This is a genomic window from Candidatus Tisiphia endosymbiont of Ditula angustiorana, assembly GCF_964026425.1.
Taxonomy (GTDB): Bacteria; Pseudomonadota; Alphaproteobacteria; order Rickettsiales; family Rickettsiaceae; genus Tisiphia.
This window is the reverse complement of the sequence record NZ_OZ032143.1, coordinates 2,023,318-2,039,738: the sequence shown is the minus strand read 5'-3', so window position 1 is coordinate 2,039,738 and position 16,421 is coordinate 2,023,318. Positions and strand designations below refer to the sequence as shown.

The following is a 16,421-nucleotide window of genomic DNA, read 5'->3' as shown; positions in this document are numbered from 1 at the left end:
TATCTATAATATAGCATAATATAACAGATTTTTATCGTCCACTAATACTCTTTTTCATTATGGGCAGGACAATTTAAAAGTCGGGTTGTAAGCCTAATAGATAAGGGAAAAAGTGCTTAATATGTACTTGATGTCATCCCAGCGAAAGCTGGGATCTAAAAAAATAGCCTGAAAGACTATTAAGTATTATGGATTCCCGCCTACGCGGGAATGACATCGATGGTGGTTGAGTTTATATCTATAACAACTATTAATTATGACTTTTAAATTACCCTGCTTTATTTCATGAATTAAAAATACCAACGTAAGTCCATTACTTACGTTGGTGTTTTTTACCTCAATATTCTATCAATAACAGTACCAACATCTAATTCTTCTATTTTTCCTGTTTTCCGACCTTTTAGTTCGACCACATTGTTGCCAGCTTTTTTAGGACCAATAATTATTTGGTACGGTGATCCTATAAGATCATGGGTGGCAAATTTGCTACCGGCTCTTTCATTGGTATCATCGTATAATACTTCTATTTTACTTGCCACAAGTTTATCATATAGATTTTGTGATAGTTCATTGCATTTGCTATCAAGTATGTTCAAATTTAATATTGATACCATAAAAGGAGCAATATTTGTAGGCCATATAATCCCTTTATCATCGTGACTTGATTCGATTATGGCAGCTAAAAGTCTTGAAATACCAATACCGTAAGAACTCATTTCCACTGGCACAAGATTACCATTATTACTATTTACTAAAGCATTCATGGCTTTGGCATATTTTGTGCCAATATAAAAAATATGCCCAACTTCAATACTCTTACTACTGGCAAGATCATGTTCTGATAACAGGCATTTATCAGGGTCATGTTTTTCTTCTGCTGCCGCATATAAGGTTTGTAATTTTTCAATATCTAAACTTTCCTGGTCTGTTAAAGATAGGAATTTTTTATCATAAAAAATTGTACTCTCACCATTATCAGCAAGAATATGGAACTCGTGGCTTAAATTGCCACCAATTGGACCATTATCAGCAAGTACTGGAATTACAGTTAAACCCATATCACGAAATGTTTGCATATAGGCTAGATACATCTGATTATAGGTTTTTACAGCACTTATTTGATCTATATCAAAAGTATATGCATCTTTCATTAAGAATTCTCTACCACGCATAACCCCAAAGCGAGGTCTAATTTCATCCCTAAATTTCCATTGAATATGATATAAGTTTTTTGGCAAATCCTTATAGGACTGAATATTATTTCTAAAAATATCAGTAACCATGTCTTCATTAGTAGGCCCAAACAATAACGTATTATCATGGCGATCTTGGAATTTTAGCATTTCTTTGCCATAATTCTCAAATCTTCCAGATTCCACCCATAAAGATGCTGGTTGAATACAAGGCATTAATATTTCAATAGCACCTACCTTGTTCATATTAAGTCGAACGATATTTTCAACATTTTTAAGGGCTTTTAAGCCTATCGGCAACCAGCTATAAATCCCAGCAGATTGCTGTCTTATCATACCGCTTCTAAGCATCAACCGATGAGAAACCACTTGTGCCTCCACTGGTTCTTCCTTCAGCACAGGTAAAAAATATTTTGATAGTAACATGAGTTTACCTTGGATTATTTTTTGGAAATAATATTTAGGAATTCGTGGCGGTACTTCTGCTGCTCTACATATATGCCAGTATAATGCATAGTATTCATAATACTATCATTCTGCATAACTCCCCTAAGAGTCATACAGCTATGTAATGCAGAAATCTTAACCGCAACACCTAGGGGCTTAATATATTTCTGTAATGTTTCAGCAATTTGTACAGTCATCTTTTCTTGAATCTGTAGTCTCCTAGCAAAAACATCAACTATCCTAGCGAGCTTGCTGATACCTATTATACAATTATCAGGTATATAAGCTATATTTACCGTACCAGTTATCGGTAACATATGATGTTCACAAAATGAATTAAAATGTATGTCTTTTAATACTATGAAATCCTGAAAGTTACAAGTATCATAAAATTTAGTCGTTAATATTTCTTCCACATCTCTATCATACCCAGAAAACACTTCTTGGTAAGTTTTTATTACTCTATCAGGAGTTTTTAGTAGCCCTTCCCTATTTGGATCTTCACCAATAAATCGTAATAAAGTTTTAACTGCCTCTTTGGCTTCTTTTGCAGTAGGTTTTTTCAAGTCCATTATTTTTATTCCAGTTACTTAAACACCCCAATTCGGGATAAGAATTAGTTAATTCTTATCCCGAATCAGCTTTAACATAAGGAAAAATGCATTCTTAAAGCGGCTAACGCGAATGCATTTTAAACCTTTCTAAAGCTAAAAACATGATTTTAATCTTTTAAAATCATGTTTTTAGCAAAATATTAATTTAACAATCAGATGCAGAGCCGTCTCAAATCTGATTGTTTCGATATGACAAGCTTCATGGATTGCCACGCTCACGTACGTTCGCTCGCAATGACATATACGTCTATAAAACGTCATTGCGAGGAGACCGTAGGTCGACGAAGCAATCTATAACTTCACCGAATTCGGGATAAGAATTGGCAAATTCTTATCCCGAATTCGCGTTTAAACAAGATCCTTCTACCACAAATAATAACAAACATCAAGCCACCAACAATAGCAATCCCGCCTCCACCACCCATGATGCCCATAAGTAACTTATTGGTAACCGGCATTTCTACCCAAGGTGTTTTGCGTAACACTCCATACCCACCAGCAAAGAGCAGAGCTATAATATGTAACATCTGCCCTATAGTTATCGTCATAATTGCTGCTGAAAAATATGAATTCTTCTGCTGTTTATCGTCACATAAAAGAAAGCAGAAACCCATAAAAGCTACACTGATCCCGACAATTGAACCATGATAGTGTGCAGGAATAGTGACATTCATACCTGTAATTAATATACCAATAAATCCTCCGGACAGAAATAACATACTGGAGCAAATTATGGTTGTCTTTATATAACTAACCCGACTATTAGTATTTATCCATAGTAAACTGGTGTCCGTCATTGCGAGAAGTGCATAAGCACGACGAAGCAATCCATTTCTAATCAATGTTCTAGATTGCTTCGTCGCTACTAAAGTATCTCCTCGCAATGACGGAGTAATGTTAGTCGGATTAACTGTAACTAACTCATAAAACATTACTATCAAAGACAAAACCGGTGCTATTCCTCCTCCATATTTCATTTGTTTAGTGTAATATTCTTTGAATTCAGCATCTATAATATCATATAATAAGTGTCCACTAATAGCTGCACTTATAACAAAATTTAAATATAATAGTGCAAGGTACAACTTTTTAAATCTTAATTCCTTACCTATCCAAACATGGAATAACACTGTCATCACTAATATCAAAATTTGCGTATAAATAAATTGTAATAAATGCCCGCCGCTCCAAAAAAGCAATTCATAGTAAAATTCTATATCAACTGGTACAAGTTTAATAATTTCTTGTAATTGGCAATAAGACCAAATAAAACATACCCATACTAACACCCACATTATTGCAGTAGAAAGAATAGTAAAATTAATGAGGGAGTTAAAGTAAGATATTTTGCAACAGTTCCATAATGTATATAAGGCAAATAACAATACAGATACACCAAACAAACTAATTCCGAGAATAAATATTATATTCTCCAGCATTGGTATGTAATTGTTCATTACGGGAAAATTTTGCCCACAAAATGGTGATAAAGCTATTAGTGCAGTAGAAATAAATGCTATTATTACACATGTTATGCTGAAAGTCATCGACTCTAAATTATAGCTCCAAACACATGCTGTAACTGACATCAACCAAACTAGGATTGATAAATTAACATGAATAACCAAAGCTGATCGAAAAATTTCTGTATTTAGAAATAAGTTAACTAAGATTGGAGTACGGAGCATTACCAATATTATTGAATACACCCCAGCAAGAGCAAGCGAAAATATACCATTTCTAAGCCAGTAAATAGCTAACTTATTACGGCTTAATTGTGGAATTATATTCTCAAGATTCATAAAGAATACTTACGAATGGTGGGTTTGAGAAGACTTGAACTTCCGACCTCACGCTTATCAGGCGTGTGCTCTAACCAGCTGAGCTACAAACCCATTAATACCCTTAGCATTTCAAGTGTTAGCAGTGTCATGCATCAGATATACTTTTTTAGCTGGCTTCACTTGGGATTATAAACCCAACATACGCAGATATGTTTATGGTTTTAAGTACCCTAAAGTGGTGGGCTCGCCGGGATTCGAACCCGGGACAACCTGATTAAAAGTCAAGTGCTCTACCAGCTGAGCTACGAGCCCTAAATACGCTCTCGATATCATTCCTAGCTAAAAGCGGGAATCCATGCTTAAGAGCTATGTATAACAAGCTTTACTTTATCGTTTAAAAATGTTATCTTGTCAACACTTAATTTTAGTAAATAACCTCGAGTATCGATGTAATAAATTAATAGTAGGCTCAAGTAATCATCGCCATTAGGGATGATGTCATCCCTACTCGCCATTATGTCATCCCTGCGAAGGCAGGGATCTAAAAATGTTTAAGCACTTAATCCTTGCTACTTCTTTAGACCCCTGCCTACGCAGGGGTGACATCACCCACAATAGAGATGATACTGGGTCTAGTATTAACTTGTTACATCGAACTGAGGTTAAGATAACATTAACAGATATACTGCTATGATTTCAAGAGTTGGTAGACGAGAGTATAACTTCAAGAAGAGCTAGGAGTGTCAAAGTCGAGCAGCAGAGCGTACATGAGTCAATTGAGAAGACAACGCTACCTACTTATCATCAATTGACTATATCATGAACGATAGGGGCAAATTCCTTAACTACAGCTTTATAAAGCTTGCGTTTAAAGGGAATTATAATTGACAATAACTCATCAAACCTAGCCCAACGCCATTCCTCAAACTCTGGGTTACGAGTATTAATATTAATATCTTCGTTAGTACCAGTAAACCTAATTAGAAACCATTTTTGTTTTTGACCTCGGAAATTACCATCCCATAATTTAGGTATTAAAATTTTAGGTACATCATAACTATACCAATATTTGCTTTCTGCAATAATATAACCTTTATTACAACCTATCTCTTCGAACATTTCTCTAAGGGCAGCAACACTGGGCGTTTCTCCTAGATCTATACCACCTTGAGGCATTTGCCAAGCTGGTATTTTAGTATCTATTCTTTTACCAACAAATACTCTATTAGTACTATCTATTATCATCATGCCTACACTTGGTCTATATGGCAACTCACGATAACATTTAGAAATAGTTTCATTTTTCATGATCTTAGGTTTTTATATGAAAGGTAGACTTATTTAAGAATTACCCTCTCATAAGCTAGTGTTACAATAAATTTAATATACCTGATTAATCTTCATTTGTGTATCTAAATTATTCTTATCACTTTATTTCTTCCGTCCTCCTTTGCTTGATACAGAGCTTTATCGGCACGTTCTATAAAATCACTAATAGATTCCCCCATTTTATATTCAGTTACTCCTATGGAGATAGTTTTCTTAATAGGATCTTTTTGTGTTTTAACTTTAAAATCGATAGACTCCTCTCTTGTTCTTGCACGCTGTGCTATATACATAGCTTCGTCAATCGTTATGTCATTTAAAAGGATAGCAAACTCCTCTCCACCATATCTAGCAACCAAGTCTGTAACCCTAAAAATACTCTTCAGAACATTAGCAATGGTTTTTAGCACTATGTCTCCTGCTTGATGACCATAAGTGTCATTAACTTGCTTAAAATGATCAATATCACACATAAGTAAGCATAAAGGTCTTTTACTATCAGTAGATTTTTTTACCATTTGCTTTATGTGTGTATCAAAATAATGACGATTAAATATGCCTGTCAAACCATCTTTGATCGACAAATTTACGCTTAACTCTAAATCATTGCGTAAAGTATCTTGGTAATGTTTTCTTTTCAATTGAGTTCTGATTCTAGCTAATAGCTCGTTTTTATCTACTGGGTATGTAAAATAATCATTAATACCCAGCTCTAAACCTTTGATAACTATCGATGTATTTTCTTCTTCAGCTTGTAATATGAGTACCGTATCGTGGAATTTAGCATCAGACCGTAACATCACGCTTATTCTTAAAGGATCTCCTTGCTCTAATTGGCAGCTGATAATTACTAAATCCGGGGTATATTCGGTATCTTTCTCCAATTCATTGATATCAGATATTATTTTGATATTGGGGGTAAGGCTTAGAAGCATTTTATTTATGTTTCTTGCCTGCACTATATCATCGTTAACTAAAAGTATTTTACTATCTGAAAAATTATCTTTTATCTCTATAACGTCACCACCTAATTCAGCATTAGTAGTGTTTCTAAGTTTGAGTTCATCAATAACCGCCTTCATTCTAGCAAGAGATCGTACCCTTGCAAAAAGAGCAGTGTCATCAATAGGTTTTGTTAAGAATTCATCAGCTCCAGCTTCAAGACCTTTTATGCGATCCTCAGTATCAGAAAGGGCCGTAACCATAATAACTGGTATATGAATAGTGTAAGGATTAGACTTAATTCGTTTGCAGGTTTCAAATCCATCTATATTAGGCATCATGGCGTCAAGCAATACAATATCAATTCTATTAAGAGCAAGAACATCCAATGCATCTTTGCCGTTACTGGCAGTAAAGACTGTGTAATATTCTCCTAAAAGTTTAGCTTCCAGTAATTTAACATTTGATTCTATATCATCAACTACTAGTACATTGGCTGTCATAAAGTAATATATTTTTCTACAGACTCTTCAAATCCTTACACGTAAGTGAATTTTGTAATAGGTCTCATGTTTCTTGGAAAAAATTTTTTTTATTTTAGCATAATTTTTCATAGCACTAAGTAATATTACTCAAAACTTATTTAAAATACTAGCCCTATCTACATAAAAGCTAATTCTTCAGTAAAATTAACTACCCTGTTAAAAATTACGCTCTAATTCTTTAAATCATTTGAGTATAGATGATTTAAGAGGATGACGATCCAAAGCCTGTTTTAGATGCTTTGTTTGTATATGTGTGTAGATTTGGGTAGTACTAATATCAGCATGTCCAAGCAGTTCTTGAATTACCCTAAGATCTGCACCGCCTTCTAGCAAATGGCTTGCAAAACTGTGACGTAAAGTATGTGGAGAGATATTACTTGGGTCTAGCCCAGCCTTAATAGATGCTTGTTTTAACAGAATTGCAAAATTCTGCCTAGTCATATGACCACTAGTTGAAGAAGAACAAAATAAATAAATTTGACTTTTAGGGTGTTTTTTGCTTATAAATTTACTATGAATAGTTAAATAATCAGACAAACTCATGGTAGCCTGTTCATTGATTATCACCATTCTTTCTTTATTACCTTTACCGATTATTGAAAATATTTTTCTAATATTTTGGGACATTTGATTTACTAAAATATCAGTTAACCTTATACTGACAAGCTCAGAAACACGTAACCCACTTGCATATAATAAATGAATCATTGCTTTTAGGCGTATGGAATCAGGATTTTTGTCTTGATCACAATAGAAAAGTAAATCTTTGATTTTATCAATTGATAATGTAGAAGGAAGTTTAGTTTGATATCTTGGTAGATCTACCATCAAAGCAGGATTATAATTGGTATGCTTTTCGCTAATTAAAAATTCATAATAGTTTTTTATAGTAGATATCTTCCGGTTAATTGATCTTGCCTGCAAGCCATTTCCCGCCAAATATTCTATCCAGTCTCTAATATTTTCAGCTTTAATATTCAGCTCTAACAATTTATTCTGTGATAAAAATTTCTGAAAATCTAACAGATCACCTTTGTAGCCAAGTACAGAATTATTAGCTACACCACGCTCCGCTATCATCATTTCTAGGAATTGTTCGATAAACTCTACCATATTACGTACAGTTTGTTTTAATGGAGGCCAGGGCCGGAATCGAACCGGCGCATTGAGGATTTGCAGTCCACGGCATTACCACTTTGCTACCTAGCCTAAAGGCTTTAGATCCTAACCAATATTAGAGCAAAAGGCAACTTATTTTTCTTTTGTTTTAGGCAGGGTAATTTAAAAGTCACAATCAGTAGTTAATATATATAGAAGCATTAGCTATCAACAATGTCATTCCCGCTTCGGTGAGGAATCTATAATATCTAATAGCCTTTGCAGGCTATTTTTTGGATTCCCGCTTTTAGCTAGGAATGACATCGTTTTTGATCCTGTAAGTACCATTACTTACGTTGGCTTTTTGATCCACGCGGACAATGCCTTCGCGGGAATGACATTGAGAATGGTTAAACTTATGTTTACACTAACTATCGATTGTAACTTTTAAATTGCCCTAATATTTTTTTATAACTTATACTTTGTTATCCTTCTAAAATATGCTATACTACCACAGGGTAAAATTAGTCTGTATTGTATACTAATTCTGTTTCGAAGAATTGTTATTTGAAAATATCAAGGACTCACGTACCGTATGTACGTCTAGTGTGTTCTCTCCTCATTTTCAAATCTAATTCGGAGTCACATTCGAGTATATTTAGGGAGTGTTATCTTTAGTATTGTGATTTGCAAAATATCTATAGTTAGGATTTAATTATTTGCAACTCACTGACACAAATTACCCTAATTCGGGATAAGAATTATAATTCTTATCCCGAATTAGCTGTAATATAAAGAAAAATGTACTCTTGAAGCGGTTCTGCGAGTACATTTTAACTTTTTTACCGTTCAATAGATGATTTTAATTATTAAAATCATCTATTGAACGCAAATGATATTTTAACAATCAGGTGGGCAGCCGCTTCAAACCTGATTATTTCTATATATACAGCCGAATTTGGGATAACTTGTTATCCCGAATTCGCGTAAATTCAAATCAATTGACCATGGTCTAAGTTTTTATAATGGAAAGGAGTAAGCATGTCAACATCGTCTGAATTTAAAGTAGGAGAAAGAATTGTATATCCATCTCATGGAGTTGGAGAGATAGTAAATGTAGAACACCAAATCATAGCTGGTACTGATATTAAGGTTTATGTAATATCGTTCCCTCAAGACAAAATGACTTTGAAAGTACCGGTAAATAGAGCTGCTGTTTCGGGTCTTAGAAAACTTGTTAGTAAAACTGATTTAGCTGTAATATATTCAACGCTTCAAGGTAAAGCTAAGCAAGGTAATAGGATGTGGAGCAGAAGAGCACAAGAATATGAGGGTAAAATAAATTCTGGTAATGTAGTATCTGTAGCAGAAGTGGTACGGGATCTCTATAAGAATGTTGATAGTGACCGGTCTTATAGTGAAAGGACTATTTATGAATCAGCCTTAAATAGGCTAGCTGGGGAGCTTGCAATTCTTGAGAACATAAATCCCGAGGAAGCAATTAATAAATTAATTGAAGTATTGAGAGATAAACTCGCTGCGTAAATTGGAAACTCATTTCCCCAAGGAGATACACTGCTATGATTTCAAGAATTGATAGACGATAGTATAACTTCAAGAAGAGCTAGGCAGTAGCAAAGTCGAGCAGCGTAACGTACATGAGTAACGGAGTAGTTTCGATCTTTAGGTCGCGGGAATCTTAATTCTTGAAGTTCTACCTAAATATAACGAATTTATTTAAACATTATCTCCAGTAATTCGTACTATATTTGCCCCGCAACTGGTTAGTTTTTTCTCCAATGTTTGGTATCCACGGTCTAAGTGGTAAATTCGGTGTATTTTTGTTGTATCGTTGGCGGCAAGTCCAGCTAATACTAGGGATACTGATGCTCTGAGGTCACTTGCCATTACTTCTGCTCCTGTCAAAAAAGGTACACCCCGTATTATAGCACTCTTTCCGTTAACTGTTATATTTGCACCCATTCTGCATAATTCAGGAACATGCATAAAGCGATTCTCAAAAATGTTTTCTGTAATTATAGAAGAACCTTTGCAAAGAGTCATAAGGCTCATAAACTGAGCTTGTAAGTCTGTTGCAAAACCTGGATATGGGTTTGTATGGATGTCCACAGGGTTTAATTTACCTACATAAGAGACTCTTAAACCATTATCAATAGGCAAAATTTCTATACCAGCTTCAATAAGTTTTAATACTATATTTTCAACGATATTATTGCTGATTCCGTAAATATTTAAATTGCCTTTAGTAATAGCAGCAGCAATCATGTAAGTACCGGCTTCAATACGATCCGGCATAATTGAATAATTGACATTTTTTAAATGACATCTACCAATTATTCTTATTTCGTTTGTAGCAATTCCATCTATTTCTGCACCCATTTTGCTAAGACAATGGCACAGATCAATGATTTCTGGTTCTCTAGCACAGTTAAATAATATTGTTTCTCCTTCGGCCAAAGTAGCAGCCATTATGGCGTTAATTGTTGCTCCAACAGATATTTTATTAAAAACAAAATGTACAGCTTTTAATCTACCTTTAATTGTAGCATTAATATAACCATGATCGACGTCAATATTTGCCCCCATAGCTTGTAGAACTGCTACATGTAGATCCACTTGTCGAGCACCTATAGCACATCCTCCAGGTAAGGAAACCTTAGCTTTAGAAAATCTAGAGAGTAGAGGACCTAGAACCCAAATAGAAGCACGCATTTTACGTACTATATCATATGGTGCAGTAAAATTATTAATATTGCTGCTGTCGATATCCATGCTCAATTGATCTTGATGATCAGTTACAGTAACAACGCTACCTAAATTCTCAAGTAATTTTTTCATTGTGAGAATATCAGTAAGCTTGGGAATATTGTTAATACTAAGCTTATCTGTAAGTAGCGCTGCAGTCATAATTGGTAAGGCCGAATTTTTAGCCCCACTAATGCTAATACTACCTTCAAGAGGGATACCACCCTTAATTATTAAACTGTCCATAGGGGGTCCTTATATAGGATAACTTGAATTTGATATAACTTGTTATATCAAATTCAGGTATAAGTTAATTAGGTTTAAAGCGGTATAGCTAATCCGAATAAGTTATTGATATTCTAGGCGTCATTGCGAGACCACGTAGTGGTCGTGGTAATCCATTTCTAATCACTTTTTGGATTGCTTCGTCGCTACTAAAGTAGCTCCTCGCAATGACGGGAGTATCTAAAACCTTAACGGGTTAGCTATAAAATGCATACGAAGAATCGTTTCCAGTAATACTCAACATCATTTTGTCTTATCATCCTTACTATCGTCAAGAGCTGTTCCAAGTATGTCTCCTAGACTAGCACCACTATCAGCAGAGCCGTATTCTTTGATAGCTTTTTCTCTCTTTTCTATTTCAAGTGCTTTTATTGACAAAGTAACTTTACGAGATGCCTTATCAATGGTAATGATTTTTGCATCAATTCTGTCATTAGGGACAAATCTTTCAGTTTTTTGATCAGCTTTTTCACTAGAAAGATCAGCTTTTTTGATGAAACCCAGTATTTTGTCATCTAAAATAACTTCTATCCCATCATCTTTAACTTCAGTAACTGAACAAGTAACGACCATATTTTTTTTGTACATGTCAAATTCATCTTGCTGCGAGTCAAAGCTTAGTTGTTTAATACCCAAGCTTATACGTTCCTTTTCAATATCAATTGATAAAACTTTACACTCTATTTGATCATTCTTTTTATATGTTTTTAACAGCTCAGTACCATTGCCTTCCCAACTTATATCTGTTTCATGAATCATACCATCAATGTTGTCATCAAGTGCTACAAACATACCAAAGTCAGTGATATTTCGTATTGGTGCTTTAATTATACTACCTATTGGATGACTATGTGCAAACCCAATAATTGGGTTATCTTGACACTGTTTAATACTTAGAGATATTCTATGTTTATCGGTATCAACTTCTAAAATTGTGAATTGAACCTCTTGACCAATAGTAAGCATTTTCTTAGGATGTTGATTTGATTTTACCCAACTAATTTCGCTTGAATGAACGAGTCCTTCAATACCATCTTTTAATTCAATAAATACCCCATAATCAGCAATATTTGTTACTTTGCCAGTCATTATTTTGCCAACTGGGAATTCTTCTTTTATACTTTGCCATGGATTATGATCAAGTTGCTTCATACCAAGTGAAATTCTCTTAGTTTCTTCATTAAATTTTATAACTATAACCCTAACTTTTTGATCTAGAGATAAAACTTCAGAAGGGTGATTTATTCTGCTCCATGAAATATCAGTAACGTGCAATAGACCGTCTACATTACCTGAATTACCTAAAGCAATAAACGCACCGTAATCAGTGATATTTTTTACTGTACCATCTAATATTATTCCTTCCTTAATTTTCGATAACATTTCGTCTCTAGCCTCAGATCTTGATTCCTCAAGTATAGCTCTTCTAGAAACTACGATATTACCAAGTTTCTTATCCATCTTTAAAATTTGGAATGGCTGCTTGATACCCATTAACGAAGAAATATCTTTTATTGGTCTAACATCTACCTGACTTCCAGGTAAGAAGGCAACAACCCCTGATACGTCAACAGTAAATCCACCTTTAACACGTCCGAATATTACACCATCAACAAACTGTTTATTGGCACATGCAATTTCTAAATGTCCCCATGATTCTTCTCTAATGGCCTTTTCACGACTTAGTATAGTTCTACCGTTACGCCCTTCAATTTTCTCAATATATACATCAACTATCTCGCCAACTTCTGGTAAAGGTTGATTACTAGCTAGAGCAAATTCTTCTATAGGAACTCTGCCTTCATTCTTTAATCCAACGTCAACTATGATAATACCTTTAGCAATCCCTACTACTTGACCTTTGACAACAGTACCTTCTTTTACGTGACTAGTACTTATGGCTTCAAGCATTTGTGCAAAATCTTCGTGAGATTGAATGCTAATTTCAGCAAGTTGAGAAACAAATTTTTTCTTAAATTTTTGCATATTATTCTCTAATACTAGTTGTGCCGTCTAGTATAAAAATTATAGTTAATTGACTTGAATTTGCATAAGCGAGTTGTTCTTCGCCTTAAGTAATCAAATTCAACTGAATTAACTATGAAGGGTTAATAAAATGTAGATAAAACAACCTATGGCACATAAAATATGTTGATGTTACCTAACTGAAATAAACTCCATGATCTTATCAATCACTTCTTTTGGTGATAGATAAGAAGTATCAATTTCTAAAGCTCCTTGTGGGGGAAGAGCTGGAGCAATATCACGCTCTATATCCCGTTTGTCTCTTATTTTTAGTTGTTCCAAAACTGTATCAAATATATATTCTCCCCCTTTTTCTTGCAACTCTTTATATCTTCTCTTTGCTCTAATAACAATATCTGCTCTGATAAAAATCTTTAAGTCAGCATTTGGGGCAACTACTGTTCCAATATCTCTACCTTCCATTATAATTCTAGGAATTGTTTTTATTAATTTTCCTAGATATTTTCCTAGGTTATTTCTTACTTCCGGTATAATAGCAATTTTTGAGGCTACATTACCTACAATCTCACTATCAAGTTCTGAATTTTGTACATATTCCGTAGATTTGGATAATTCAATTATTCCATTTATGTCAGTAAGATCAATTTTTTGGTTTATACAAGAAATAGCAAGGCTTCTATATACAATACTTGATTGAAAGTAAGTAAGCTTAAGTTTTTGTGCTAACATTTGCCCAATTGTACCCTTACCCGATGCTGCTGGACCATCCAGTGCCACTACAAAATTATTGCTAATATCAAAAGCTTGAGATTTTAAGGTCATTTACTTATAATTTTATGCCGGATTCTAGCTGAATATTTAAAATAATGCAAATAAAACTTGAAATTGAAGCTATTATAGATTAGACATGTTACTATGAAAACTTGATATATATTTCAAATGATTTGAAGAATTGGAACAACAAACAAGGGGTAAACCGACTAGGCATACATTTGCTACGTGAGTACGCGATAGACTCCGCAAGTATTTGAAAAACCAATTCTTTAAAGCAGAAGAATATACTTTGTTGTTTTAAGTATAAAATTAAATCAGAGAAGCAAGGGCGGTTAGCTCAGTTGGTTAGAGCATTACGTTGACATCGTAAAGGTCGGTGGTTCGAACCCACTATCGCCCACCAAACTTTCATTATATATTAACATCAATTTGTATTTAGGTTGTTTTTGGCGACAGAACCTAAATACAAGTTGATGTTAAATATTGTTAAGAAAAGATCTAGGTGGTATTAGTGGTCAGGTATTTTTGTGTTATACTGTTGTTAGTTGCTAACTTCAATAGTTATGCAATAGAAACTATAGTTATAGAACGAGGACATGTTGATCCAATACCGATAGCCATTAATAAATTTGATGCAGATGATAGTGCGAATAATGTAATTGGTGCTGATATAATTAGTGTAATATCTAATGATCTAAAGATTTCCGGCATGTTCCGCCCAATTTCTACTGCTTCTTTTATAGAACAAATTGTGGGGATAAAACATAAACCTCTTTTTGCTGCTTGGCGACACATTAATGCTAATCTTCTGATTAATGGTGAAGTTATAAAGCTATCTTCTGGTAAGCTAAAGGTTAGTTTTATATTATGGGATGCAAGCTTAGAAAAAGATCTTATAGGTGAGATTTTTGAAATACCACCACATTTATGGCGTAGAGTAGCACATAAAATAGCTGATAAAATTTATGAGAAAATTACTGGAGACTCAGGTTATTTTGATACAAAAATAGTATATGTGTCAGAGAGTGGACCTTATCTAAAACGAGTAAAGAAAATAGCTATGATGGATCATGATGGTGCTAATCATAAATATCTGTCAGATGGTAAAAATTTGGTCCTTACTCCAAGATTTTCACCACAAGCAGATAAGATCATGTATCTATCCTATGTTCACAAGCAAAAACCACATGTTTATGTTCGTGATCTTAAAACAGGTAAGGAAAGATTGGTTGGTAATTTTCCTGGTATGTCCTTTGCTCCAAGATTCTCACCCCAAGGGGACAAAGCTATAATGTCGATAGCAAGAAAGGGAGCTACGCATATTTTTGAAATTGATCTGAATAATATGGCGACTAAGCAATTGACCCATGGTGTTGGTATTAATACTTCTCCTAGCTATTCACCGGATGGCAGTAAAATAGTTTTTAATTCTGATCGAAGTGGATCAAGACAATTATATATTATGAATTCTGATGGTTCAAATGTGGAACGTATCAGTTTTGGCGGGGGAATGTATACTGCACCAAGTTGGTCACCTAGAGGAGATTATATAGCCTTTACTAAACTTTCTAAAGGAGAGGGTTTTACCATTGGAGTGATGAAAGCACCTTCCTATGGTGATGAGAATAGTGAAAGAATTATAACTAGTGGCTATCTAGTTGAAGGTCCGTGTTGGTCACCCAATGGTAGGATAATTATGTTTGCTAAAGGCTGGCCTCCTAGAAACAAAACAGCAGGTAAAAATCGTATATATTCCATTGATTTGACTGGTTATAATGAAAGAGAGATTCTCACTCCTCAAGATGCTTCTGATCCAGAATGGTCAAGAATGTTAAATTGACTAGATTCTTATAACTACTTATAACATGTTTTTAAGATATAAGAACCTAGAGCTAACCTATTGCCGGTATAGCTCAGCTGGCAGAGCGACGCATTCGTAACGCGTAGGTCGGGGGTTCAATTCCCTCTATCGGCACCATAAATATTGTAATACAATAATATCACCTTATTAACTTAATATCTGCTTGTTTGATTTCTAAATTATCCCAAGCTTTATCAAAAGTATATATAGTGAAACACATTGAATTAGATGAGTTTATATGATATAAATAAGAGAAAAAATGTCAACAAGCCCATATAGTCAAGATTTAAGAGAAAAAGTAATAAATTATATAGAAAAAGGTAATAGTCAAAGATCTGCTGCTAAGATATTTGATATACACGAGAATACAATTAGTCGTTGGAAGGTAAGGAAGAAAAAAGAAGGAACAATATTAGCAAAAGTAAGATTAGGATTTAAAAGTAAAGTTGACAAGCAACAATTAGAAGATTTTGTCAAAAATAATTCAAATATTACGCTAAAAGATATTGGTAAGAAATTTGGGATTACAGGCACTCAAGTTGGAAGAATATTAAAGAAGTTAGGCTATAGTTATAAAAAAAAACCTTTAGCTATTTGGAAGCAAGTGCAGAGAAACGATCTGAATATTTAGAAAAGGTCAGTAAATATGACAAAGAGCAAATAGTATATCTTGATGAAAGTGGTATAGATAGGACTATTTGCCAAGATAGAGGTTGGGGTAAGATAGGAGAATTGTTGCTAGGACAAAAAAGTGGTAAACACGTCAGTTTGGGATAAGATATAGATGAAATAGTAATAGA

Annotated in this window: 13 protein-coding genes and 5 tRNA genes; 6 read left to right on the top strand and 12 right to left on the bottom strand. The window is 34.1% G+C overall.

Annotation, left to right across the window (positions count from 1 at the left end; all coding sequences use genetic code 11):
• Nucleotides 1-332: 332 nt before the first annotated feature.
• The 9 genes from proS to AAGD29_RS09850 form a co-directional block, all read right to left on the bottom strand.
• Nucleotides 333-1,619, bottom strand: coding sequence for a proline--tRNA ligase (gene proS / locus AAGD29_RS09890; protein WP_341757999.1), 1,287 nt, complete (start codon nucleotides 1,617-1,619; stop codon nucleotides 333-335).
• 14 nt (nucleotides 1,620-1,633) lie between these two features.
• Nucleotides 1,634-2,206 (bottom strand): GTP cyclohydrolase I FolE, encoded by a 573-nt coding sequence (folE, locus tag AAGD29_RS09885; RefSeq protein WP_341758797.1) that lies wholly within the window; start codon nucleotides 2,204-2,206, stop codon nucleotides 1,634-1,636.
• A 347-nt stretch (nucleotides 2,207-2,553) separates the two neighbouring features.
• On the bottom strand, nucleotides 2,554-4,056 hold the full coding sequence (locus tag AAGD29_RS09880) for a hypothetical protein (protein ID WP_341757998.1): 1,503 nt from the start codon (nucleotides 4,054-4,056) through the stop codon (nucleotides 2,554-2,556).
• A 16-nt stretch (nucleotides 4,057-4,072) separates the two neighbouring features.
• Nucleotides 4,073-4,149: transfer RNA gene (locus tag AAGD29_RS09875), tRNA-Ile, on the bottom strand.
• Between the two features lie 125 nt (nucleotides 4,150-4,274).
• Nucleotides 4,275-4,350 (bottom strand) — tRNA-Lys (locus AAGD29_RS09870).
• Nucleotides 4,351-4,842: 492 nt separating this feature from the next.
• The gene (locus AAGD29_RS09865; protein ID WP_341757997.1) at nucleotides 4,843-5,346 is read right to left on the bottom strand and encodes an RNA pyrophosphohydrolase; all 504 of its coding nucleotides are present in this window, start codon (nucleotides 5,344-5,346) and stop codon (nucleotides 4,843-4,845) included.
• A gap of 104 nt (nucleotides 5,347-5,450) precedes the next feature.
• Nucleotides 5,451-6,809 (bottom strand): PleD family two-component system response regulator, encoded by a 1,359-nt coding sequence (locus AAGD29_RS09860; RefSeq protein ID WP_341757996.1) that lies wholly within the window; start codon nucleotides 6,807-6,809, stop codon nucleotides 5,451-5,453.
• A 225-nt stretch (nucleotides 6,810-7,034) separates the two neighbouring features.
• A complete protein-coding gene (locus AAGD29_RS09855; protein WP_341757995.1) occupies nucleotides 7,035-7,964 on the bottom strand; it encodes a site-specific tyrosine recombinase XerD in 930 nt (309 codons plus the stop codon).
• A gap of 21 nt (nucleotides 7,965-7,985) precedes the next feature.
• Nucleotides 7,986-8,060 (bottom strand) — tRNA-Cys (locus AAGD29_RS09850).
• Between the two features lie 930 nt (nucleotides 8,061-8,990).
• Here AAGD29_RS09850 and AAGD29_RS09845 point away from each other — a divergent pair.
• Nucleotides 8,991-9,494: a CarD family transcriptional regulator gene (locus AAGD29_RS09845; protein WP_341757994.1), complete on the top strand. Its 504-nt coding sequence runs from the start codon at nucleotides 8,991-8,993 to the stop codon at nucleotides 9,492-9,494.
• A 192-nt stretch (nucleotides 9,495-9,686) separates the two neighbouring features.
• Here AAGD29_RS09845 and murA read toward each other — a convergent pair whose 3' ends face one another.
• The 3 genes from murA to cmk form a co-directional block, all read right to left on the bottom strand.
• On the bottom strand, nucleotides 9,687-10,961 hold the full coding sequence (gene murA / locus AAGD29_RS09840) for a UDP-N-acetylglucosamine 1-carboxyvinyltransferase (protein WP_341757993.1): 1,275 nt from the start codon (nucleotides 10,959-10,961) through the stop codon (nucleotides 9,687-9,689).
• A 282-nt stretch (nucleotides 10,962-11,243) separates the two neighbouring features.
• Entirely contained in the window at nucleotides 11,244-12,986 is a 1,743-nt protein-coding gene (locus AAGD29_RS09835; protein WP_341757992.1) for a 30S ribosomal protein S1, read from the bottom strand.
• Nucleotides 12,987-13,157: 171 nt separating this feature from the next.
• Nucleotides 13,158-13,808, bottom strand: coding sequence for a (d)CMP kinase (gene cmk / locus AAGD29_RS09830; protein WP_341757991.1), 651 nt, complete (start codon nucleotides 13,806-13,808; stop codon nucleotides 13,158-13,160).
• Nucleotides 13,809-14,086: 278 nt separating this feature from the next.
• Here cmk and AAGD29_RS09825 point away from each other — a divergent pair.
• From AAGD29_RS09825 to AAGD29_RS09805, 5 genes are all read left to right on the top strand, one after another.
• Nucleotides 14,087-14,163: transfer RNA gene (locus AAGD29_RS09825), tRNA-Val, on the top strand.
• 108 nt (nucleotides 14,164-14,271) lie between these two features.
• Entirely contained in the window at nucleotides 14,272-15,600 is a 1,329-nt protein-coding gene (gene tolB, locus AAGD29_RS09820; RefSeq protein WP_410521154.1) for a Tol-Pal system beta propeller repeat protein TolB, read from the top strand.
• Between the two features lie 62 nt (nucleotides 15,601-15,662).
• Nucleotides 15,663-15,738, top strand: a tRNA-Thr gene (locus AAGD29_RS09815).
• Nucleotides 15,739-15,880: 142 nt separating this feature from the next.
• Nucleotides 15,881-16,252, top strand: a complete 372-nt coding sequence (locus AAGD29_RS09810) for an IS630 transposase-related protein (RefSeq protein WP_341757990.1) — start codon at nucleotides 15,881-15,883, stop codon at nucleotides 16,250-16,252.
• The gene (locus AAGD29_RS09805) at nucleotides 16,216-16,398 is read left to right on the top strand and encodes a hypothetical protein (RefSeq protein ID WP_341757989.1); all 183 of its coding nucleotides are present in this window, start codon (nucleotides 16,216-16,218) and stop codon (nucleotides 16,396-16,398) included. Before AAGD29_RS09810 ends, AAGD29_RS09805 begins: the two co-directional genes overlap by 37 nt.
• Nucleotides 16,399-16,421 lie beyond the last annotated feature (23 nt).